This is a genomic window from Hymenobacter glacieicola, assembly GCF_014640315.1.
Lineage (GTDB): Bacteria > Bacteroidota > Bacteroidia > Cytophagales > Hymenobacteraceae > Hymenobacter > Hymenobacter glacieicola.
On sequence record NZ_BMGS01000010.1, the window covers coordinates 1 to 23098 of the forward strand.

Below are 23098 nucleotides of genomic sequence, written 5' to 3' on the forward strand. Positions count from 1 at the left end.
GCTTGCATATACCTGCTTACGTAGGTGAGGCATCAGCAGCTACACCGTCTGTGAATCCGCTATAACTTCACTACCAACTTCACTCACTTACACACATGCGCAAAACAATACTTTCTGCGCTTCTGGTCGCGCCCGTCCTGTTGCAGCAGGCCGCCGCTCAGAACCGCGAAATCTCTGGGCGTGTTACTGATGCCGCGAACGGCCAGGGGCTACCAGGGGTTACCGTGCTAGTAAAAGGTACAACTACTGGAGTATCAACTGATTCGGACGGCTCGTACACGATTAGTGCGCCTGCTTCTGCTACCACTCTGGTGTTCAGCTCCATTGGATACTCAGCTGTAGAGCGTGTTATCGGTAATGCTTCTGCTATCAATATTGCTTTGGCTACGGATGCCAAGCAGTTAGGCGAAGTAGTGGTAACTGCCCAAAACGTAGAACGAACTCGGAACTCGCTGCCTTACTCGGCTACGCAGGTAGAGGGGGAGAGTATTACAAAGGCTCGTAACCCTAATTTTATTAATGGCCTCTCAGGCAAGGTAGCGGGTGTTACTATTCGCCAGAGCAACTCGCTAGGAGGTTCGACGAACGTACTAATCCGGGGTACGAAGTCGCTGTTCGGAAATAACCAGCCTTTGTTCGTGGTGGATGGTGTCCCAATTAGCAATGCCAATACAAACTCTTCGGACCAGCAGACGGGACGCGGAGGCTATGACTATGGTAACGCTGCCGCTGACATTAATCCGGATGACATTGCGTCGACTACTGTACTGAAAGGTGCTGCCGCAACTGCCTTGTATGGTGAGCGCGCTGCCAACGGTGTAATTCTTATCACTACCAAGAAAGGGCGTAAAGGACTAGGTGTTACGATTAACCTCGGGGCTACAGCTGGTCGCATTGACAAAAGCACCTTCATTAAATATCAGGATCAATACGGTGCTGGCTATGGTCGCTACTATGAGGACCCAAGCCTTTTCTTTCTCTCCCGCGACATTGATGGCGACGGCGTCAAAGACTTAGTAGCACCTCTATCGGAGGATGCCTCATATGGAGGACGGTTTGATCCTAATCTGAATGTTTACCAGTGGGATTCGTTTGACCCCACGTCGCCAAACTATCAGAAGGCTACTCCCTGGGTAGCCGCCAAAAATGGCCCTGAAGAATTTTTTAAGACAGCTCTGACGCTCAACAATAGTATCTCCATTGATGGAGGTAACGATGCCGGCTACTTCAAACTGGGCTACAATAACATTCGTGACAAGGGTGTTTTGGAGAATAGCGAGGTAAATAAAAACATCGTAAACTTTGCTGGTTCGCTTAACCTAACCCCCAAACTAACCACTAGTGCCTCCATCAACTATACGCGAGTTGATGGTAAAGGCCGCTATGGTACAGGTTACGGTGATGGTAACGTGTTGACTAACTTCCGACAGTGGTGGCAGACTAACGTTGACTTGAAAGAGCAGAAAGCTGCTTTCGAGCGCACAGGTCAGAACAAAACTTACAACTACTCTGACCCCAGTGACCTGTCACCAATTTACTGGAACAACCCATATTGGGTGCGTTACAAAAACTACGAGACTGATAGCCGTAATCGCTTCTTCGGCAACGTAGCTGCTACTTATAAAGTAACAGATTGGTTTAACATCCTAGGTCGGGTAACTTCTGACTCATATGATGAGATTCAGGAGGAGCGAAATGCTATTGGTAGCGTTGGCCTTTCTAGCTATAGCCGCTTCGACCGTACCTCTCGGGAATACAATTACGATCTGATTGGCAACTTCTCTAAGAACGTTACGGAGTCGTTCAGCTTAAGCGGATTGATTGGGGCCAACCTACGCCGTCAGTACATCAGCTCAATCTTTAGTTCTACCAATGGTGGACTAGTAGTACCCGATCTGTACTCGTTGACGAACTCGGTTAGCGATCCGCTGCCTCCTACCGAAAACGAAACGCGTATCGGCGTAGACGGTATTTTCGCTAGTGCAACCTTGGGCTTCAAGAACATGCTGTTCTTGGACCTAACTGCCCGGCGCGATAAATCTACTACACTGCCTTCTCAGAACAACACCTTCATTTATCCCTCCGTTGCCGGCGGCTTCGTGTTCTCCGAAATGCTGAAGGATGTATCTTGGCTCTCGTACGGTAAAGTGCGGGCTAACTACGCCGAAGTGGGTTCGGGAGCTTCTGCTCTGTCCGTATTTGATGTGTACTCAAAAGTGTCAACCTTTGACGGTAACGCACTTTACTCTGTTCCTAATACGAAGAATAATCCTGACCTTAAGCCAGAGCGCACGAAGAGTGCTGAGGCAGGCTTAGAAATGAACTTTTTGCGGAGCCGGGTCGGTTTCGATTTGACAGTTTACCAGCAGAATACGGTAAACCAGATCATTCCAGTAACTCTGTCTACTGCTACCGGCTATAGCTCTCGCTTTGTGAATTCAGGCGAAGTTCGTAACCGCGGCGTGGAGGTTAGTGCCTTTGTAACTCCAGTGAAAACAACTGATTTCTCTTGGACGCTGAATGCGAACTGGACCCGTAACCGTAACGAGGTACTATCCCTGTATCAAGGCGTCGACAACATCGTACTTGCTACCTATCAGGGTGGTCTTAGCTCAAATGCTACGGTAGGACAACCGTTTGGATCATTGCGAGGCTCGGACTTTATCTATAACGATAACGGCGAGAAAGTGGTAGGAGCTAATGGCTATTACGCCCAGACTGCTACCACTAACAATGTAATAGGTAATCCTAATGCTGACTGGACGGGTGGTGTGTCTAACACAGTGAATTACAAGGGTTTGGCCCTGTATTTCTTGGTTGACGTACGGCACGGCGGTGAAATATTCTCCCTGGACCGTTATTACGGACTGGCTACTGGCTTGACTCCAGAAACTGCTCAGAACAACGATCTGGGCAACCCTTCACGCAACACCATTGCCAATGGTGGCGGTGTGATTCTGCCCGGCGTAAAGGCTGACGGCACTGCTAACACAACCCGGGTAAGCAACACCAACTACGGTTTGTATGGGTATCTGCGTAATCCAGCATCGGCCTTCGTGTATGACGCTAGCTTTGTGAAGCTGCGCGAGGTTTCCTTGACCTATTCGCTGCCAACCTCCATTGTTTCCAAGTTTGGTGCTTTCAAGGGAGTAGATCTGTCATTAGTAGGTCGCAACCTGTGGATCATTTCCAAAAACCTGCCTGATGCTGACCCAGAAGATGCATTGAGCTCGGGTAACTTGGGCCAAGGCTATTCTTCTGGCTCATTCCCTGCAGTGCGCACGTTTGGTGGTAACATCCGCTTAAGCTTCTAACTCAAGTCTATAATGAAAAAGTCACTTCTCTTCATTCTGCCGGCGATGGTGCTTGCCACCTCTTGTGTCGACACGCTGGATGACTATAACATTGATCCCAAACGGCCACTTTCTGGCCAGGTGCCTGGCACTACCCTCGTGTCAAGCGCAGAGCGCAGCTTGGTTCGTACCCTAGTGAGCTCAAGCGTAAACTTGAACCCCTTCCGCCTGTACACTCAGTACTGGGCTGAAACCACGTATTTCGACGAAAGTATCTACGATATCAAAACCCGGAACATCAATGGTGGATTCTGGACTGCACTTTATCGTGATGTGCTGCGTGACCTGCAAGAGGCCAGAACTATCATTAATGCCAATACTGATCCCACCTTCGACCCGAAAGTAAAGGCTAATCAGTTAGCCTCTATTGAGGTGCTGGAAGTGTATGCCTGGGCCACGCTGGTTGATACTTTTGGTGATGTCCCATATTCTGAGGCTTTGGACTTCACCAAGGCCCCTAAATATGATGATGACATGGTTATCTACAACGACCTGATTACGCGCTTGGATAGAGCCATAGGTCAGTTTGATGTGGCTTCCGAAGGGTTAGGATCAGCTGACCTGATTTATGGGGGTAACGTGAAGGAGTTCGTGAAATTCGCTAACTCACTCAAGCTGCGCCTTGCATTAACAATTGCTGATAAGGATCAGGCAAAGGCGAAAACCCTGGCCGAAGCAGCCGCAAAAGCAGCTCTAATTTCCTCGAATGAGGAAAACGCTGCTATCGAGTTCCAGTCTTCTAACCCGAATACCAATCCCCTGTTTGAGGATTTGGTGCAGAGTGGTCGTAATGACTTTGTTGGCACAAGCGTGTTTATCGATAAGCTTAACATGCTTAATGACCCACGCGTTGATAACTACTTCAAAGCTAGAGGTGGAGTATACAAGGGCGGTGTTTATGGCACCAGCAACAACTATGCATCCTTCTCAGCTCCTGGAGCAGCCCAGGAATCTGCTACCCATCCTGGCGTACTGCTCTCTTACTCACAGGTAGAGTTTTTACTTGCTGAAGCTGTAGAACGTGGTTTCGCCGTAGGTGGAACGGCAAAGTCTCACTACGACAATGCTGTTACTGCCTCCATCCAGGAATGGGGTGGTACCACTGCTGAGGCTACTGCCTATTTAGCTCAGCCTACAGTAAACTACCTGACTGCTACGGGTGACTATCGTGAGAAGATTGGTACTCAAAAGTGGATTGCCCTTTACGACCAGCCGGTTGATTCCTACCGCGAGTACCGTCGGTTAGATTATCCTAAGCTCACAAAGCCAGCAGGTGCCCTTTCTAACTTACCAAACCGCTTCCCTTATCCAGTAGTTGAGCAGAACCTGAACGCTGCCAACAACAGCGCTGCCGCCGCCGCCATTGGTGGTGACAACGTGGATACGAAAATATTCTGGGACGTTCGGTAATTAACTTTCTAAGCAAAAAAAGAGGCTACCAGAAACGGTAGCCTCTTTTTTTGCTTAGAGAAATGAGAAAAACTCGTTAGAATAACCATTATACAGCTCACCATGCTTCTTCTCTCAGGCTGATAATTAAACTTGTCTTGTATTTGATGTAACAGTGCAAAATCTTCACTAGTAAAAAGTAGAGTAGATTAAAAGCAGCTGCCAGATTACAGAGTTTTATAAGCCGCTAATTCTGCATCAAATAGCCCTTGATATACTCCTCTAAGTCTCCGTCCAGCACGTTCTGCACGTCGGTGCGCTCAATGCCGGTGCGCAGGTCCTTGATGAGCTTGTAGGGGTGCAGCACGTAGTTGCGGATTTGCGAGCCGAAATCGATGCGCTTCTTTCCGGCTTCTACTACCGCCCGGGCTTCGTTGCGTTTATCGAGTTCCAATTGGTACAGGCGCGACTTGAGCATGCGTAGGGCGTGCTCCTTGTTCATGAGCTGGCTGCGCTCAATCTGGCATTCGATGATGATGCCAGACGGGGCGTGGCGGAGCCGAACGGCCGTTTCTACCTTGTTTACGTTCTGGCCCCCAGCGCCCCCGGCCCGGTAGGTATCCCAGGTAATGTCGGCCGGATTGATTTGGATGTTGATGGTATCGTCCACGACGGGGTAGGCAAATACCGAGGCGAAGGAAGTGTGGCGCCGGCCGCTGCTGTCGAAAGGAGAGATGCGCACCAAGCGGTGAACTCCGATTTCGCTTTTGAGGTAGCCGTAAGCAAACTGACCATCGATTTCCAGGGAAGCGGACTTAATGCCGGCGCCTTCGCCGGGCTGATAGCTAACTTGGCGCACGGAGAAACCTTGCTTTTCACCCCACATGATGTACATGCGCATGAGCATTTCGGCCCAGTCCTGGCTTTCCGTGCCGCCCGCCCCGGGGTTGATGTCAATGATGGCGGAAAGCTGGTCCTCCTCATCCGAGAGCATGCGCTTGAACTCCAGCCGCTCCACCGCCTGCTGCGCCGCGTGAAACTCGCGCTGCATTTCCTCTTCTTCTACGTCGCCTTCGCGGTAGAAATCATAGAGTACTTCTACGTCGCTGACTAGCTTCTCAACGGCCTCATAGTCATCCGTCCAGACCTTAACCGATTTGATTTCCTTCATAACAGCCTCGGCTTTTTTGGAGTCATCCCAAAAGCCGGGCGCCGTGGTTTGCTGCTCGGTAGCTAGTATTTGCTCTTTGCGGGCATCGTAGTCAAAGATACCTCCTCAGGGCCTCGGCGCGGCCCTTCAACTCCTTCACCTGGTCGTAGGTCATGGAAAAAAGAATGAATGATAAGATGAAAGGACAGGGCGTGACATCAGCAGATGCACGAAGGCAAATGTCCGGATAAATTGTGAGGGTAACCCTACCCCCAAAAAAGGCCTACAAACCAGAAAGGACGGCTCCGGGTATGGGGCCGTCCTTTCTGGGTTACTTTAATGCTCGCTAACGAAGCTAAGCTATACGCGTACCATCCAACCGTGCTGGTCGGCCGCCTCGCCGCTACGAATGGCGGCCAACGCGGCCGATACCCGGTGCGAGAAGGCGTCGGCGGGTGGTGTGGGCAGGGTGTAGTCCTGGCCCGGGTAGCCGATGGTAGCAATGGGCGCGATGGTAGCCGCCGTGCCTACCCCGAAAGCTTCCTGTAGGGTGCCATTGGCCTGCGCTTCCAGAATCTCCAGGGCCGACACTTTGCGCTCTTCCACGGGCATGCCCCAGTCGTGGGCCAGCTGCAGCACGCTGCGGCGGGTGATACCGTCGAGAATGGAGGTGCTCAGGGCGGGCGTAATCAGTCGGTCATTGATAACGAACATGGCGTTCATCGTGCCCGACTCCTCCACGTACTTGTGCTCCGAGGCATCCGTCCAGATGAGCTGGTTGTAGCCTTCCTGCTGGGCTAGCTTGGTTGGGTACATGGCTGCGCCGTAGTTGCCCGCGTTTTTGGCAAAGCCCGCTCCGCCTTCGGCTGAGCGCACGTATTTCTCCTCGAAGCGCACCCGTAGCGGTTTGTTGTAATACAAGCCAACGGGGCAAGTGATGATCATAAAGCGGTAGGAGTCCGAAGGACGGACGCCTAGCATGCCATCCGTGGCAAACATGAAGGGCCGGATGTAAAGGGCGCTACCCGTGAAATTAGGCACCCACTCCGCATCCAGACGGATCAGTTGATTCAGGCCCTGCATGAAAATTTCTTCCGGTACGGCCGGCATGCACATGCGCTCGGCGGACAGGTTCAGCCGGCTTAGGTTGTCGTAGGGACGGAAGATGTAAATGTCGCCTTGCTGATTTTTGTAGGCTTTCATGCCTTCAAAAATGGCCTGGCCGTAATGCAGAGCCGAGTTAGCCGGGCTTACCGTCATGTCGCCGTAGGGCACAATTTGCGGCTCCTGCCACTCGCCATTGTGGTAGTCAACTACCAGCATGTGGTCAGAAAAGGTCTTGCCGAATTCGAGCTGGTCGAAATCTACGGCAGCCAGACGCGAGGCGGTGGTGCGCTGCGTGGGAATAGTGAACGTGTCGAGCATGAGGAGTGGGGTGGGAAAAGGGTAATGGGTACACAACCAAAAGTTCCGGGCCACTGGGCGGGCCTAGGAAGCTAGTTGTGTTGGCGTGGGTGGGAGGAGGGGCGGTGCGGTAGGGTAAAGGTGCAGAATTTCTTCCGAACACTTGTTAGTTTAAATCAGTGCCAGCCTCTACATCCGAGGCTCCCACTTCACTTCTTCGGCTTGTAGCTCATGCGCCATCTGGCGGCTTAGGACGAAGAGGTAATCGGAAAGGCGGTTGAGGTACATCACAACCAAATCGGCCACAAAAGAATCTTCGCGGAGCTGAATAACCAGCCGTTCTACCCGGCGGCACACGCACCGGGCCACGTGGGCAAACGAAACGGACTGATGGCCTCCGGGAAGTACGAAAACCCGCAACTCGGGTAACGTTTCGTTCATGCGGTCCATCTCACGTTCCAGCAAAGCCACGTCCTCGGCGTGCAGGTCCGGAATTTTCATCTTGGACTTCTCCGGGTCAGAGGCCAGGGACGAACCGATGGTAAACAGGCGGTCCTGGATTTCTTTGAGCAGGTCGCGGCGGCTGGCATTTACCTCCTGGTCCCGGACTAGGCCCACGTAGGAGTTCAGTTCATCCACAGTGCCGTAGCACTCAATGCGTAGGCTGGATTTGGGCACGCGGGTGCCGCCGATGAGGGAGGTTAAGCCCTGGTCGCCCGTTTTAGTATAGATTTTCAACAGGAAGGAAGAAAACAGTGGAACGTAAAGTCCAACTACTACTTATTGGCCCTAAATGTTAGAATCCGGACTACATCTGAAGGGCGGCCAGCGGCTAGGAAGTAGTTAACTGCTGGGTAGCCACCGCGTTATTTACCACATCAGATTCAACCAGGCCGTCGCGCAAGCGCACGATGCGGTGCGCGTGGCGGGCAATATCTTCCTCGTGCGTTACCATAATGATGGTGTTGCCGCGCACGTACAGGGCCTCGAACAATTCCATAATCTCATGGCTGGTGCGGGTGTCAAGCGCCCCGGTAGGTTCGTCGGCCAGAATGATGCTGGGGTTGTTGACCAGGGCGCGGGCAATGGCCACGCGCTGGCGCTGACCACCGCTAAGCTCATTGGGCTTGTGCATGGCGCGCTCGGCCAGGCCTACGCTGCGCAAGGCCTCCCGGGCCATTTCCTGCCGCTCACTTTTGCCATAACCGGCATAGATGAGAGGTAGCGCCACGTTGTCGAGGGCAGTGGCCCGGGGCAGCAGGTTAAAGGACTGGAACACGAAGCCAATTTCCCGGTTGCGCACGTCGGCCAGCTGGTTATCGGTCATGTTGCTTACGTCCTTGCCATTCAAAATGTAATGGCCGCCGGAAGGCGTGTCCAGACAGCCCACAATGTTCATGAGCGTGGATTTACCCGAGCCAGACGGACCCATGAAGGCAACGTACTCGCCGCGCTGAATGGTAATGGATACCGATTGCAGAGCGTGAATCTCTTCGGCCCCCATGCGGTAGACCTTGGAAATGTCAGTGGTTTCAATGACGGGATACAGCATAACCAGAGGGCCGGGTTAGTTCCAGGGAGCGGCGGAGGTAGCGTAAGACGCACGACGTGCCTCATACTGTGTACGAAAGGTAGCGTAATCTGCGGGGGAAAGCAATGCCCCTAAGTGGGCTAATGGGGCGGCAGCGTATTCTGTAAGGCCCACAGGCACAGCGGCCAGTACGTACGCCTTCAGCAAAGCCGCCGACTCCGGGTTATACTCAATTCCGCGCAGGAGCGTGTTGTAAGCCGCCGGAAAGTCGCGCTGCCGGGTATGAAAATTGGCCGCCGCCACCAGACCGTTTTCCACAAACGGAGCCTCTCGTACCAGTTGGGCGTAAAGGGTAGCGGCTTGCTTGGGCTGCTGGTCTGTTTCGGCCAGAACGGCCCGGAAGTACAGGTGATGAAACCGGTCGAAACCTTCAAAATGGCCCTGCTTAACCAGCTGGCGCAAGGCCGGCCACTGCTGAGTCCGGACGTACAGCTCGCCCCGTAGCACGTTCCAGGCCGAAGCGCCCGGGGCCGAAACGGCCGGCGCAAACTGACCCAGCACCTGCTGGGCCGCCGGTACTTGGCCCGCCTGAATAGCCCGCGGTAATTGAGCCAGCAAAGCAACCTGCCGGCGGGCAGGATCGGTAATGGCCGTGGCCGTGGGCAAAAGCTGGGCGGCCGGTAGCTCGTCGCCGCGCAGTACCAAGTATTGGACCCGCAACGAGTCCGGAGCTTGCTGAAAACTGGTTCGGAAGTCAGGATCAAGCACTACCTGCAACCGGCGCGCTGGCCCAATTGAGGCCAAGTCGGAGCCGGTAGCGGCCCGCCGCGCAACCCGCCGGGCAGAGTCCGGCTGGTTGCTTAGCGCCAGGGCGTACGCGGCGGGTAAGGCTGCCGAGGTGGTGCCGTTCTGCCGGGCCTCGGCCAGGCGGCTGGCGGCCGGCGCCGGCAGGTGCTGATCCAGCAGCCACAGGCCCTGCAACTGTTGGTAGTAGCCAGTAGCTGATCCGGAGCCGGTAGCCAGCGGTAGGATAGTGGTTTGAGCCGCCACGGGCCGTCCTCCGTAGTGCTGGGTGAAAGCGCGCAGGAAGTTCAACTGGTCGAGGTAGGCGCCATTCTCTGGCTGAGCGGCCAGGTAAGGTAGCACCGACAGCAGGGTAGTGTCGCGGCGAAGGGCCCGGTTCAGACCATCGTGGTAGAGACGGGCGAAACGGACGGGGGTAAGCGCCACCGCTGTATCGGGAACGGGCGCCGCTGCCGCCGCTTGGTTGGTGAGGCGAGCCAGGAGCAGGCCGTTGCTTTGCAGGGCCTCATTCGGAGTGGTGGCGTTGCGCTGCGCCAGCTGGGTAGCGGCGGGCCATTGCTGCTGCCGGATAAGGTAGGCCAGGCGGTTGGCTTGCAGTACGGCATCGTCGGGAGCGGCAGCTTCGGCGCGGTCCTGGTAATAAGCCACCGAGTCGGCAATGGCGGAGCGGGTGTAAAGCTGGGCCAGGTCGCCGTTGAGACGGGCACTCCGGGGCGCAGCCTTCAGCGCCTCGCGCAACACGGTAAGCCGGTCGAAGAAGTCCTGGGGCTCATTGTAGAGGGCCGCCAGCCGGAGGGAAATCTTTTCGGATGGGCGGCGGCTGAGCGCCCGGCGCAGGATGTTGATTTCGTTTTGCCGCTGCAGGCGGAAGCGGTACAGGGCCGCCCGGCCCAGGCTGGCTTTGTGGTTGTGCTGGTCGAGGGCATCACTTTCGGCATAGTACCGCTCGGCCAGCAGGGCCTGCGAAAGGTCATCAGGCGTGACCTCGCTCTGCAGGCGGGCCAGGTCGCCCAGGTTATTGTAATAGCCTGCCTTTACCTGGTCGGCAATGATGAGCTGATTACGCAGCAACACTGCCCCTAGTAGCGCAATACCAAGGGCGTACATGGCGTAGAAAGGGAAGCGGCGCGGCTCGTACACCACCCGGTACACGGGTAGCTTTTGCCGCAACAGGGTAGCAAAATTCAGCAGCAGATAAATCAGAAAAGCCGCGCCCACGCACAGCAGGGCCAGGGCCGTGAAGTCGCGGGCGGCCAGCAGCAGCGGGTCGTTGGCTGTGGCCAGGGCGTAGCCCAGGGCCGCTGCCCCAAGCAGCACCAGAACTAAATACAAATGAATCATGCCGGGCTGGTAAGGCACCCACGCCCCGTAGGTAGCCGCCCGCCGCCGCAACCCTAGCCAGCTTACGACCACCGCCGGCACCAGCAGAATCAGCGGATCGAGGTGCCAGCCGGGCAGCACTTCTACTTCCCCATTGTTCCAGTAGTACATGCCCAGCGTGCCCAGGTACAAGCCGCTGGCCAGCAAAAACGGCAGCAGCCCGAAGCGGCCCGCCGGCGTTTCGGCCTGGGTATTAAGCCACAAGAGGCCGTACACATTCTCGAACGCAACCCACACCACCAGCAGGGCAAAAGCCACGGCTCCGCTCACGGTGAAAAAGCCGCTCAGGTGCAGGGCCGTAACTTCCGCGGGGTTGGGGTTATTGCCAAACAGCAGGGCGCCCAGGCCCAGTACCAATGCGCCAAATAGCAGCAGGCGCTTGCCCAGGGCTATATCGGGCCGAAAGGCGTGAAAGTAGTAGGCCGGTAGGGCCAGCACGGCCAGGGCCAGCACCAGAAAGTACTGCTGCTGGGCATCGAACACCCCCAGCAGGTCCGCGTTCAGCGACATTAGCAGGAAGATAACCAAGGCCATGCCCGCCACGAAGGCCGGTCTGGCAAAGCTGCTCACTACCGCCAGAAAGTACACCAGTGCTACTCCCAGCAAACCAACCAGTACCAATGCCGCTTCCGTCCGCAGGAAGGGCCCGGCTACGTCGTAGGTCTGGGTAATGAGGTAGGTATTGGCCTGCACGGGCAGGGCTTCCAGGCCCACGCGCACCGCGGCTACGGTGGTCGGGACGGGCGTGAGCTGGGCCACCGCGCGCACCGGTAGCACCGTGTCATCGGCGGTAACGTAGTGCCAGCCGGCCGCCACTACGGCCAGCACGGCACCCAGCGCCAGCAACAGGAAGAAGCCGCGCCACCAGCTGGGGCGAGGCGCAGGGGCGGAAGAAGCGGAAGCAGGCACCAACAGTTAGTCCAGTACTTTGGGTACGCGGAAGTAATCGGAGTCTTTGCGCGGGGCGTTGCGCAGCCCGTCCTGGTGGCTTACCGTGTTCTGGGGCTCATCGGGGCGCAGCACGTTGATTTCCTGGGAAAGGTGCACGAGGGGCTCCACATCGGTGGTATCGAGCTGACGCAGCTGGTCTACCCAGTCCAGAATTTTGTTTAGGTCGCCGAGCATCTGCTGCTCTTTCGTGTCGTCAAACTCGAGGCGGGCCAAGTGGGCCAGGCCGCGGAGGGTAGCAAGGTCGGTGCTCACGGATAAAAAAGGTAAGGAGGTAAGATGAGGAAATGAGCCGGGCAATTCGGCTGGGAAGCGGCCAGCAGCTCAGTGACGGTTGGCCGCCAGCTCCGGTTGCGCGCCCGGGGCGGCCGGACTGGCCGACTGCGGCTGGCGCCACGTGCTGGGCTCCGGAATACCACCCGCCTCGGGGCGCAGGGCGCTGGCAATGGTTGTGTACACTTGCTGCTTAAGGGCCGGGGCATCAGCTGCCGTAAGGCCAGTGGTCAGAATAGGCTCGTGCAGAATAATGGCCAGGGGCGAGTAGCGCACCCGCAGTCCGTCAACGTCGGGCATGAAGCGGTGGTTCAGGGGCATGGTGATGGGAACCACCGGCACCCCGGCCGCAATGGCCAACTGGAAGGCCCCATCCTTGAAGGGCTCCAGCTGCTGACCCGGCGTTTTGGAAATGGCGCCCTCGGGGAAGATAACCACCGAGCGCCCTGCCTCCAGCGTCCGGCGGGCTTGTACCATGGCCCGGCCCCGGCTAATGGCACTGTCGCGGTCCACCGTAATGTAAGCGCGCCCGAAAATCGGCCCCCAAGCAGGTACTTTAGCCAGGGAGCTTTTGCCCATGATGTTGAGCCAGCCCGGAATCGTTTTGAACAGGAGGGGAATGTCGATATAGGAGCTGTGGTTGGCCACGTACACGCAGGGCTGCCGGGCCGGCAGCGGGTTTTTACGGACTATTTCCACCGGCATTCCCCACATGCAAATGAACAGCTTGCTCCAGTAGCGGTTCAGCGTGTGCAGGTAGCGGTGCCACTGGGGCCGCCGGCTCAGGGCCCACTGCAGCGGATACGTCAGCACGAACGGCATTACAAACCAGAACGTAGCCCAAGTGGTATACAATCGGTGGCCGATAAAGCGGAGGAGGCGCGACATGGGTGCAAAAGTACGGGGAATGTGAGAAGGGCCCTAGCAGCACGCAAGAACAGTACCCGCGCCGAAGCCCGCGTTGCCCCCTGCAAGCCTACCCCGCCGCGCTGGCCCAAGCCAGTAATACATCACTAGGCGCCCTGCCGGGCCGCTTACAGGTTCAGCAGGCGGGCCGCTTTCAACAGGCCCGCTACGCTGATGGCGTCCGTGATGCGGCTGTCCATAACCAGCTGCACGGCCTCCGTCAGCGGGAGTTTCCAGAGGCGTAGGTCCTCGGTTTCTTCGGGCTCTACCTCACCCTGGGTCAGGTCCTGGGCCAGGAAAACAAAACCTTCCTCGTCGGTAACGGAGTTGGAGGTGTGCAGGCGCATGATGTTGGTCCAGCGGGCGGCACTCAGGCCGGTCTCCTCGCGCAGCTCGCGTTGCGCCGATTCCAGAATGTCAAGCTCCACGGGGCCGCCGCCCATGGGAATTTCCCAGCTGTACTCGCTTAGGGAGTAGCGGTACTGGCCTACCAGCCAAGTGTTGCCCTCCGCATCTACCGGGATGATACCCAGGGCCTTATTCTTCATCGACACGACCCCGTAGATGCCCGGGTTGCCGGCCGGATTGATGATTTTGTCTTCCCGAACCCGAATCCAGGGGTTCTGATACTTGATTTCGGAACCCAGCAGCTGCCAGGGATTATGGGTTTCATCAACGGCGGGAGCAGCCATAGCAGACGGACGGTTGGGGTAGCAAACAAGTAGCGTGAACCCTGCAAAGGTAGGGCACGGCGCGGGCTTACCCGGCGGCTGAGCTGCTCTTACCGGCTGGAACGTGCCGTTGGCCGTCGTAAGCAAGCTGTTAGTCCAGTAGGGCAGCGCGGACCCTGGACGCGGGCATACCTTTGACTTATTAAGTATTCAGCGCGCGTAGGGTTTATGGAAAGGAAGGCTCGTACCGCGTAGTGTTGCCACCGGCAAAAGGAGTAGGGTGGATGAATGATATTTGCCGGCCAATGCGACGGAAAAGGCCGCTGCCTCGGGCAGCGGCTTTTTTATTTTCTGGCGGCCGGCAGCCTAAATCATGTAAGTAGCTCCCGCCAACCTCTACTATGTGGCGCGCGTACGAAGCCAGTATCGGTCGTTCATTTCCCGGCCGACACTGTACTTTTTATGGCTAATCAACCAAAAAACCAGGCATCTCAACTACAGGAAGGCGACCCTCTGTTCAATCTGAAGCACGCCCAGGCTGAATCGGAGCTGGCCGAAAAAACGGGGGGCTTAGGCCCAATCACCAACGTGTACATCACCACCGATGAGGATGACGCCCTCGACGAAGGCCCCCGGGACAAGCAGGGTTTCCGCCGCGGCGAATCGGCGGGTCCGGACGCGGGCACCACGGCCGGCAGCCACTAATTCGGCTGACTTTCAGCGCTAGACGTTACTTCTAGCTCACCACTTTACCTTCTAGAAAAGCCTCCGCGGGTGCTTCGGCCACCGCGGAGGCTTTTCCCATTTTAGCGGGCGGCTCGGCCGTGGCCCGCTGAAATAAGGCGGATCGGTAGCAGGGGCCAGGCCTAGGAGCCGTATTTTTGGGGCCTATGCTACTAGTTTCTTACTCCGGCCAGCCGCTGGAAGCAGGCCTCGATGAGGCGGGGCGCGGCTGCCTGGCGGGCCCCGTGTTTGCCGCCGCCGTTATTCTGCCGCCTGATTTTTCGCCGCGCTACCTCAACGATTCCAAGCAGATGACGGCCAAGCGCCGGGAGTTGGTGCGGGCCGAAATATGCCGCGAAGCCGTGGCTTGGGCCGTAGCTGAGGCCTCGCCCCAGGAAATTGCCAGCATCAACATTGCCCAGGCGAGCTACCTGGCCATGCACCGCGCCGCCGACCAGTTGCAGCCGCGCCCCACGCATCTGCTGGTTGATGGCAACCGCTTCCGCCCCCACGCTACCCTGCCCCACACCTGCGTCATTGGGGGCGACGGTATTTACCGCAGCATTGCTGCCGCTTCCGTCCTGGCCAAAACCTTCCGCGATGAGCGCATGCGGGAGTTGGCGGCTGAGTTTCCACACTACGGCTGGGAGCAAAACGCGGGCTACCCCACCGCCCGTCACCGTACCGCCATCCGCGACTTTGGCCCCACGGAGCACCACCGCATGGGCTTCCGGCTTCTGTAAGTGAAAGAGTGATTGTGTGGGTAATGTAACCACGGAAAGGAGGTACAACGCCATCTTCCCTAACCAATACGCTACCCCGAGAAACGTAACAAGCCCTTACCTCCAGGCTGGAAGTAAGGGCTTGTTACGTTAATCGGCAACTAGCAACGAAGATGAAGACTGACTTCGGTGCCCTCGCCGTGATAGAACAACTCACCGAATCACCGAATCACCGCGTTACTCTTTCAGGCGCAGCAGGTCCAGAAAAAGGCTGAAGCCGTCTACGGTAGTGCCGCCCTCGCCGAAGCTGTCGAAGCTCAGCGGCTTGATGATGTAGCCGCTAACGGCTAGGTCCTGGGCTTTGAGGCGGTCGGTTTCCAGGTCCGAAGTGGTGGTGATAAAAACGTTGAGCCCCACAAACTCCGGGTCGGAGCGCAGGGTAGAGAGCAGTTCCAAGCCGTTCATGCGAGGCATGTTCAGGTCGAGCATTACCACGCTAGGCTTGGGAATGGCCGTTTGGCCGCCTTCGCCGCGGAGCATGTTCAGGGCCTCGCGGCCATTGCGGGCAATGTAGAGGGGTACTTCTACATTGTGCTTGCGCAGCTCGCGCTGCACGTTCATTATATCCATCTGGTCGTCCTCGACGAGCAGAATACTGGGTTGATCTGAAGGAGAAGCCATAAGGAAAGGAGCAGGATAAATACCAGGTGGCAGCGGCATTTTTATACGGCAACTACCGCATAATGGCGGTGTTTGGGACCGGGGCCGCTTAGTTTTCCAGGCGACGGGTGCGCTCCTTGGGCCAGGTGAAGATGAAAGTGGCCCCCTGACCCTCAGTGGATTCAACGCGAATGGTGCCGCCCTGGCGCTCCACAATTTTCTTGACAATTGCCAGGCCCACGCCAGTGCTTTCCAGCGTGTCGCGCTCCGTCAGGGTCTGGAAAATGACAAATATCCGCTCGTGGTACTCCGGGGCAATGCCGGGCCCGTCGTCGGCTACGGAGAAGGTGTAGAACTGCGGCCCCTCGATGCAGCCGATGCGTACGGTGCCGTGCTCGGGGTGGTCGTGGTACTTCACGGCGTTGCTGATCAGGTTGGTGAATACCTGCTGGAGCTGGACGCGGTTTGTGTGCAGAGTGGGCAGGTAAAATGGCAGCTCTACCTCAAACCCCGCGGGCAGCTCCAGGGAATCAATGATTTCCCGCAGCAGCTGGCGCACGAAAACCGGCTCGTCGGCCTGGGGTGTGCGGCCTACCCGGGCCAGGTCCAGAATGCCGGTAATCAGGCTTTCCATGCGCCGCACCCGTGTGCGCATCAGCTTCAAAAACTCCCGAATATGGTCGGGCAGGTCCTGGCCCAGGTCCTCCTCAATCCAGCGGGAAGCCGTTTCGATGCCCCGCAACGGCGCTTTCAAATCGTGCGACACCACGTAGGCAAACTGGTCCAGCTCCTGGTTGCGCCGCTCCAGCTGCCGGATGTTCGTATTAATGGTGTCGGTCATGGTGTTCAGCGAGTCGGCCAGCTCTGTCAGCTCATCCTGCTCCGTATCGTGCACCTGGGCCGTGTAGTTGCCGGCCGCAATGCGCTGGGCCTGACTGACCATGCCGCCAATGCGGCGCGCGAGCTGGCGCACTAGGTAGGAAGCGTACAGCAAGCCCAGGAAAATAGTGGCCAGCGTAATGCTTACTGACAGAATACGGGTTTCCCGGATACTGTCGCCCAGCTTCACGCGCTGCTTGATGCGGGTTTGGGTTTCTACCTTCTCAAAAGCCGCGAACAGCACCCGAATCTGGTCCATCAGGTTTTTGCCCGTCAGATCGGTGGTCAGGTTGCGGTGCTCCAGGCCATCGAGGCCGGTTTGGCTGGGGTTGCGGCGCAGGGCCTCCCGTTTCTCGCTGATAAGCAAGTGGGAGTAGGCCGCCCACTGCTGAAACAGCTGCTGGGCCCGAATCATGCGCTCATACTGGGGCGTGGCTACGGTTAGCTCGTCGCGCAGCTGAGCAAACCGGCCCAGCAGGTTTCTTTCGCCTTCGTAGTAAGGTTCCAGCACGGTTTCGTTGCCAATGAGCAGGTAGCCCCGAAAACCGGTTTCCATATCAATGATGTTGCGCAGCAGGGTAGTGGCCTCGCCCGTGATGCGCGTGGAGCGCTCTACCCGCTGCGAATTGCGCAGCACCGCCCGCGAAAGTTGATAATTGATGGCTACTACCCCGGCAAACAGCACCGAGATGGCCACGAAACCAGCAAAAAGTTTAGTAGAGATTTTCAGCTTCATGCAACGCGGTAACGGGAAACCGGCCGGTTACTGATCGGCGCGGAGCTTTTGCTCTATCGTACGCAGGAGCTTGGTAATATGATCAGCCAAGTCATTGATTTCTGACAGGCCTGCAATGGCTTCTTCCTTGTGGCCGGCCTGGTGCAGGTCCATGAGGCGGTTGGCCACGTGGTGAATCCGGATGTGGGCGCGGTCCAGCTCCCGCGTCTCGGGCAGGTGCCCAAACTCCGGCAGGGCCCGCTCCGTAATCCAGTGCCCAAAGTTGCACGCCTGCGGGTCGCGGATGGGTCCCTCGCTGGTTCCGCTACCGTACAAAAACGAGCGCAGCTTCGACTTGAAGAGCAAATGCTTGACGCTGGCTGATTCAAATTCCTGTTTTAAATCGAACGACATGGAGGGGAGAGGCAGTGAACCATGCCTAGGGCAGGGCACAAGCAGGGGGGCAGAAGGCAAGGCGGCCGGGAGTGGCATTCCCAGAATAACAAAGATAACAAAACCTGCTCGGGCCGGCCGGGCATAATTGGCTACTTTCGCCCTGCCAATGGCTTGCGGGCCTCCTGGCCTGGGCCGGGCGGGGCTAGTTGCTTCGTCTGGCTACTACCTTCACCCTGATATTCCTACTTCATTTCCCACCCATGTCTGAAACGCTCAAAACCGTTCCGCTCAATGACGTGCACCAGCAGCTAGGTGCCAAAATGGTGCCCTTCGCGGGCTATAACATGCCGGTGCGCTACTCCTCCGACCTCGACGAGCACCACACCGTGCGCCGGGCCGTGGGCATCTTCGATGTGTCGCACATGGGCGAGTTCCGGGTGCGCGGCCCCCAGGCCCTGCCCCTGATTCAGCGCGTAACTTCCAACGACGCCAGCAAGCTCACGCCCGGCAAAGCGCAGTACAGCTGCCTCCCCAATCAGGAAGGTGGCATTGTGGATGACCTGTTGGTGTACATGCTGGGCGAAGAAGACTACCTGCTGGTAGTTAACGCCTCTAACATTGACAAGGACTGGAACTGGATTCAGCAGTTCAACACCGATGGCGCCGAGATGCAGAACGTGTCGGACGACATCAGTCTGTTTGCCGTGCAGGGCCCCAAAGCCATTGCCGCGCTCCAGGGCCTGACCGATACCGACCTGAGCACCATTCCCTACTACTCCTTTGTGCAGGGTACTTTCGCCGGGGCGCCCAACGTCATTATTTCGGCCACGGGCTACACGGGCGCGGGCGGCTTTGAACTGTACGTGCCCAACGAGCACGCCCAGCAGGTGTGGCAGAAAATCATGGAAGCCGGCCAGCCCCACGGCCTCAAGCCCATCGGCCTGGGAGCCCGCGACACGCTGCGCCTGGAAATGGGCTACTGCCTCTACGGCAACGACATCACCGACGAAACCTCGCCCCTGGAAGCTGGCCTGGGCTGGATTACCAAGTTCACCAAGGATTTCACCAACGCCGAAAGCCTGAAAAAGCAGAAGGAAGCCGGCGTGGAGCGTAAGCTGGTGGGTTTCCTGATGGACGGCCCCGGCATCCCGCGCGGGCACTACGAGCTGGTAAACGAAGCCGGCGAGAAAGTGGGCGACGTAACCAGCGGCACCCAGTCGCCGAGCCTGAGCAAGGGCATTGGCCTGGGTTACGTGAAAACCGAGTTGAGCGCGCCGGGTAGCAAAATTTTCGTGCAGGTGCGCGGCAAGCAGCTGCCCGCTACCGTTGTAAAGCTGCCCTTCGTGAAGGGTACCGAGGAAGCGTAAGGATTATCTACGTCGTCCGGAGCGCAGCGCAGGACCTTTTCACGCCCAACCGCACATCGTAACAACGACGAGTCGTTCGGGCGTGAAAAGGTCCTGCGCTGCGCTCCGGATGACAGGCTTTTGACTACTCATTTTAAATGCCCACTCTCGATATCTGCTTTTCGCCCGAGCTGCTACCCTTGTTTAACCTGCAAGGCCGGGTGGCGGTGGTGGTGGACATTCTGCGGGCTACGTCCTCCATTGTAACGGCCCTGGCCCAGGGCGTTACCCACCTGGTACCGTTCAGTGAGCTGGCCGACTGCCGGGCCATGGCGGCCGAGGGCTACCTCACGGCCGCGGAGCGCGACGGGCGGCAGGCCGAAGGCGTAAACCTGGGCAACTCGCCCTTCGGCTACCTCAACGGGGTAGTACCCGTGCGGGGCCGCGGGGTAGCCATTACCACCACCAACGGCACCCGCGCCCTGCACCTCTCGGGCGCCGCTGATGCGGTTGTGGTCGGGGCTTTCCTGAATATTGGGGCCGTAGCCGAGCATCTGCGCCGGCTGGGCAAGGATGTGGTGGTAGTGTGCGCCGGCTGGAAGGGCAACTTTTGCCTCGAGGATACCTTGTTTGGCGGGGCCCTGGCTGCCCGCCTGCAGGCCGACTTCCAGACGACGGATTCCGATGCTACGCTGGCTGCCCTGGACCTGTGGGCCCTGGCCCAGCCCGACCCGGCCGCCTACCTGCGCAAATCCTCGCACGTGCGGCGCCTCAACCACCTGGAAGCCCACCAAGACATGGAATTTTGCCTGCGCCAGGATGAATATGCCGTAGTACCCGTGTTCCGTAACGGACGAATAACGAGCCTGCCGAAGTAGGTAGCCTGGTCTGGTCCCCGTGACGCTAGCAGCCGGCGAGTACGAGGACTTTAGCCATCCCGGATAACGCGACCCGGGGAAGGGGAAAGTCCGCTAATTTCTTAAAGCCGATGCATAGGGCTAGATTTGTAGGTTTTTGATGTAAAATGTGCTTGCTTCCTGACCTGACCGTTCAGTTAGTAGTCTTGCTACTTGGTAAGAAGCACGCCTGAGCATCACGTATATGCCTTGGTGAGGCAGCCCGCGCCCTAGTTAGGGCGTCCCTCACCGCACCTTTACCCGCAACACGTTCTACCTCATTCCTAGTTATGCTGAGTCACGGTCAGGTTGTCCGGTTGATTTTTGGGCTGAAACTGCGGGAGCTGCGCCAGGAGCGCGGCTACACCCCCGCGGAACTGGCCCGCGCCTGCGACGTCTCGGTTTCCTACCTCAATGAGATTGAGAAGGGCAAAAAGTACCCTAAGGCCGATAAGATTCTGAGCTTGAGTAAGGTGCTGGGCGTCAGCTACGACCAGCTTACTTCGCTGACCCTGAGTCGGCGCCTGGAGCCTATTTCTGAGCTGCTACAGTCGGACTTGCTCAAGGAGTTTCCGCTGGATATGTTCGGGCTGGACCCGCTGCGCATTGTGGAGCTGATTGCCGATGCGCCAGCCAAGATGAACGCCTTCATCAGCACCCTGTTTGAAATTGCGCGCAACTACGAAATGCGCCAGGAGCACTTTTTCCTGGCCGCGCTGCGCTCTTTCCAGGAGATGCACGATAACTACTTCGAGGAGCTGGAGCAGGATGTGCGCACCTTCATGGTGGAGCACAAGCTGCCCGCAGCGGCCCCCCTCGACCGGAGTCAGCTGGAGCGGGTGCTGGTGGAAAAGTACGGCTACACCATCGACCGGAGCGGCCTGGACCAGTACGCCCACCTGGGGCGGCTGCGCTCCGTATTTCAGCCTAAAACCAAGCGTTTGCTGCTGCGGCCCGGCATGAGCGGGGCCCAGGAAGGTTTCGTGCTGGGCCGGGAGGTAGCGTTCAACTACCTGGCCCTGCGGGAGCGGCCCTACGTGAATGCCTCCTTCCCGGTGCGCTCCTTCGAGGAAGTGCTCAACAACTTCAAGGCCTCCTACTTTGCGGGGGCCCTGCTCATGGATGAGGAAATGCTGGTGCGGGACCTCACGCGCTTCTTCAACGCCAAGAAGTGGGAGCCGGGCTTGCTGCTGGAGTTGCTGGCTAAGTATGATGTGTCGCCGGAGATGTTCATGCAGCGCATTACCAACCTGCTGCCGCGCCACTTCGGTATCCAGAGCCTGTTTTTCCTGCGTTTCGACCAGGCCAACGCCTCGGCGGGCTACAAGCTGACCAAGGAGCTACACCTCTCGCGCCTGCACAACCCCCACGGCAACGAGCTGCACGAGCACTACTGCCGCCGCTGGATTTCCCTGCGCATGATTGCCGAGCTGCGCCAACAGCCGGCCACGCACGCGCCGAACTACACGCTCGGGGCCCAACGCTCCCATTACCCCAACAACGACGAATACCTCTGCCTGACTCTGGCCCGCGCCGGCGCGGCCACGGAGCCCGCCGTGAGCGTTACGGTGGGCCTGCTCTGCGACGAAAACCTGCGCCAGAAAATCCGCTTCCTCGACGATGCCATCATTCCCCAGAAGGAGGTAAACGAAACCTGCGAACGGTGCACCATCCCGAACTGCGAGGTGCGGGCGGCTGCCCCCGTGGAAGTGGAGCGCCGCCAGCGCCAGCAGGAGCTGGAAGCCGCCGTGGCGGCGCTGGTAAACGGCGGGTAGGGCTAAAACGGCTATGTTTGAGGAGTTGACTTTTTCCGATTTCGTTTGACTGCTTCTCCTTCCGTTGCTCGGCGTTTCCGCTGGCCGGCCCTGCTGGCCGCTCTTTTACTGGTTTTCGGCGCCCTAGCGGCCGCGTGGTACATGCTGTGGAAGCCCAACGTGCGCTCCTCCGCCTTCGGGCCGGCCTACCTCTACATCCGAACCGGTACGGGCTACGGGGCTGTGTTGGATTCTGTGCGCAAATACGAGTTGTTGCACGATGTAAACACCTTCGAGCGGGTAGCCCGCTGGCGCAACTATCCGCAGCAAGTAAAGCCCGGGCGCTACCTGTTGCGGCCGGGCCTGAGTAACGCGGAGCTGGTTGACCTGCTGACGCGCGGGGAACAGGACACGGTAGCCTTTACCCTCGATGCCTTTAAGTACAAGCCCCAGCTGGCCCGGCAGGTGGCTCGCCAGCTCGAAACCGACTCGCTGCGCCTGCGCCGGCTGTTGCGGGATAATACCTACCTGCAACGCCGCTACCAGCTGGATACGACGACCATTCTGACCCTGTTCCTACCGGGGCCCTACCGCCTGCTCTGGACCACTTCGGCCCCGCAGTTCCTGGACTCGGCCGCTGCCACCCACCGCCGCTTCTGGACGCCGGAGCGCCGCCGCCGCGCCGATTCGCTCAACCTGACTCCGGCCCAGGTGCACGTACTGGCCAGCATTGTGCAGCGCGAAACGGCCAAGAAAGAAGATAAGCCCCTGATTGCCGGCACCTACCTCAACCGCCTCCGCCGCGGCATGCGCCTGCAAGCCGACCCCACGCTACTCTGGGCCATTGGCAACTTTGAGGTGAAGCGGGTGCTGAACCGGGACAAGCTCGTCGACTCTCCCTACAACACCTACAAGCACAAAGGCCTGCCGCCCGGCCCGATTACCTCGGCCAACCGTCAGAGCCTGGACGCCGTGCTCAAGCCCGCCCGCCACGACTACCTCTTCTTCTGCGCCCGCCCCGGGGGTAGCGGCTACTCCGACTTCGCTGCCACTTTTGCCGAACACAAGCGCAATGCCCGCCGCTATCAGCATTGGCTGGATAGCTTGGGGGTGAAGCGGTAAGAATGGTAAGATTGGGCAGGTGTGAAATGGCGAGTTGCTGTGCTGCCAGCGTGGTAGTGAAAGAACTGGCTTGGTG

At 58.0% G+C, this 23098-nt stretch carries 19 protein-coding genes; 8 read left to right on the forward strand and 11 right to left on the reverse strand.

The features are described from left to right. Window positions 1-95: 95 nt before the first annotated feature. A complete protein-coding gene (locus IEW18_RS17215) occupies window positions 96-3314 on the forward strand; it encodes a SusC/RagA family TonB-linked outer membrane protein (protein WP_188559120.1) in 3219 nt (1072 codons plus the stop codon). A gap of 12 nt (window positions 3315-3326) precedes the next feature. Then, window positions 3327-4763: a SusD/RagB family nutrient-binding outer membrane lipoprotein gene (locus tag IEW18_RS17220; protein WP_188559121.1), complete on the forward strand. Its 1437-nt coding sequence runs from the start codon at window positions 3327-3329 to the stop codon at window positions 4761-4763. Between the two features lie 226 nt (window positions 4764-4989). On the opposite strand, the gene prfB is transcribed toward IEW18_RS17220, so the two are convergent. The 8 genes from prfB to IEW18_RS17260 form a co-directional block, all read right to left on the reverse strand. Then, a protein-coding gene (prfB, locus tag IEW18_RS17225) for a peptide chain release factor 2 (RefSeq protein ID WP_188559122.1) occupies window positions 4990-6067 on the reverse strand; the annotation gives its coding sequence in 2 pieces (ribosomal slippage) (window positions 4990-6006 and window positions 6008-6067; 1077 coding nt in all). A gap of 185 nt (window positions 6068-6252) precedes the next feature. After that, on the reverse strand, window positions 6253-7317 hold the full coding sequence (locus tag IEW18_RS17230) for a branched-chain amino acid aminotransferase (RefSeq protein ID WP_188559123.1): 1065 nt from the start codon (window positions 7315-7317) through the stop codon (window positions 6253-6255). 168 nt (window positions 7318-7485) lie between these two features. Continuing rightward, on the reverse strand, window positions 7486-8034 hold the full coding sequence (locus IEW18_RS17235) for a cob(I)yrinic acid a,c-diamide adenosyltransferase (protein ID WP_188559124.1): 549 nt from the start codon (window positions 8032-8034) through the stop codon (window positions 7486-7488). A 94-nt stretch (window positions 8035-8128) separates the two neighbouring features. Further along, entirely contained in the window at window positions 8129-8848 is a 720-nt protein-coding gene (locus tag IEW18_RS17240) for an ABC transporter ATP-binding protein (RefSeq protein WP_188559125.1), read from the reverse strand. Between the two features lie 15 nt (window positions 8849-8863). After that, complete coding sequence (locus IEW18_RS17245) at window positions 8864-11920, reverse strand: hypothetical protein (protein ID WP_188559126.1); 3057 nt, start codon at window positions 11918-11920, stop codon at window positions 8864-8866. Between the two features lie 6 nt (window positions 11921-11926). Continuing rightward, window positions 11927-12214: an Asp-tRNA(Asn)/Glu-tRNA(Gln) amidotransferase subunit GatC gene (gene gatC, locus IEW18_RS17250; RefSeq protein ID WP_110977075.1), complete on the reverse strand. Its 288-nt coding sequence runs from the start codon at window positions 12212-12214 to the stop codon at window positions 11927-11929. Between the two features lie 69 nt (window positions 12215-12283). Continuing rightward, window positions 12284-13120 carry a lysophospholipid acyltransferase family protein gene (locus IEW18_RS17255; protein ID WP_188559127.1) on the reverse strand — a complete coding sequence of 279 codons (837 nt, stop codon included), beginning with the start codon at window positions 13118-13120 and terminating at the stop codon, window positions 12284-12286. Between the two features lie 146 nt (window positions 13121-13266). Next, on the reverse strand, window positions 13267-13830 hold the full coding sequence (locus tag IEW18_RS17260; RefSeq protein WP_188559128.1) for an NUDIX domain-containing protein: 564 nt from the start codon (window positions 13828-13830) through the stop codon (window positions 13267-13269). Between the two features lie 441 nt (window positions 13831-14271). Between IEW18_RS17260 and IEW18_RS17265 the strand changes: the two genes are divergently transcribed. Next, the gene (locus IEW18_RS17265; protein ID WP_188559129.1) at window positions 14272-14514 is read left to right on the forward strand and encodes a hypothetical protein; all 243 of its coding nucleotides are present in this window, start codon (window positions 14272-14274) and stop codon (window positions 14512-14514) included. Window positions 14515-14699: 185 nt separating this feature from the next. Beyond that, the gene (gene rnhB, locus IEW18_RS17270) at window positions 14700-15275 is read left to right on the forward strand and encodes a ribonuclease HII (RefSeq protein ID WP_188559130.1); all 576 of its coding nucleotides are present in this window, start codon (window positions 14700-14702) and stop codon (window positions 15273-15275) included. Window positions 15276-15491: 216 nt separating this feature from the next. Here the strand turns inward: rnhB and IEW18_RS17275 are convergent, their stop codons facing one another. From IEW18_RS17275 to IEW18_RS17285, 3 genes are all read right to left on the reverse strand, one after another. Beyond that, complete coding sequence (locus IEW18_RS17275; protein ID WP_188559131.1) at window positions 15492-15935, reverse strand: response regulator; 444 nt, start codon at window positions 15933-15935, stop codon at window positions 15492-15494. 88 nt (window positions 15936-16023) lie between these two features. After that, window positions 16024-17529, reverse strand: a complete 1506-nt coding sequence (locus tag IEW18_RS17280; protein ID WP_229728809.1) for a sensor histidine kinase — start codon at window positions 17527-17529, stop codon at window positions 16024-16026. A 27-nt stretch (window positions 17530-17556) separates the two neighbouring features. Continuing rightward, window positions 17557-17922 carry a CZB domain-containing protein gene (locus IEW18_RS17285; RefSeq protein WP_188559132.1) on the reverse strand — a complete coding sequence of 122 codons (366 nt, stop codon included), beginning with the start codon at window positions 17920-17922 and terminating at the stop codon, window positions 17557-17559. 242 nt (window positions 17923-18164) lie between these two features. Between IEW18_RS17285 and gcvT the strand changes: the two genes are divergently transcribed. From gcvT to mltG, 4 genes are all read left to right on the forward strand, one after another. Next, window positions 18165-19271 carry a glycine cleavage system aminomethyltransferase GcvT gene (gene gcvT / locus IEW18_RS17290; protein ID WP_188559133.1) on the forward strand — a complete coding sequence of 369 codons (1107 nt, stop codon included), beginning with the start codon at window positions 18165-18167 and terminating at the stop codon, window positions 19269-19271. Between the two features lie 137 nt (window positions 19272-19408). Next, window positions 19409-20128 (forward strand): 2-phosphosulfolactate phosphatase, encoded by a 720-nt coding sequence (locus IEW18_RS17295; RefSeq protein ID WP_188559134.1) that lies wholly within the window; start codon window positions 19409-19411, stop codon window positions 20126-20128. 308 nt (window positions 20129-20436) lie between these two features. Further along, on the forward strand, window positions 20437-21921 hold the full coding sequence (locus IEW18_RS17300; protein WP_188559135.1) for a helix-turn-helix domain-containing protein: 1485 nt from the start codon (window positions 20437-20439) through the stop codon (window positions 21919-21921). A gap of 45 nt (window positions 21922-21966) precedes the next feature. Continuing rightward, window positions 21967-23022 (forward strand): endolytic transglycosylase MltG, encoded by a 1056-nt coding sequence (mltG, locus tag IEW18_RS17305; protein WP_188559136.1) that lies wholly within the window; start codon window positions 21967-21969, stop codon window positions 23020-23022. Window positions 23023-23098: the final 76 nt, after the last annotated feature.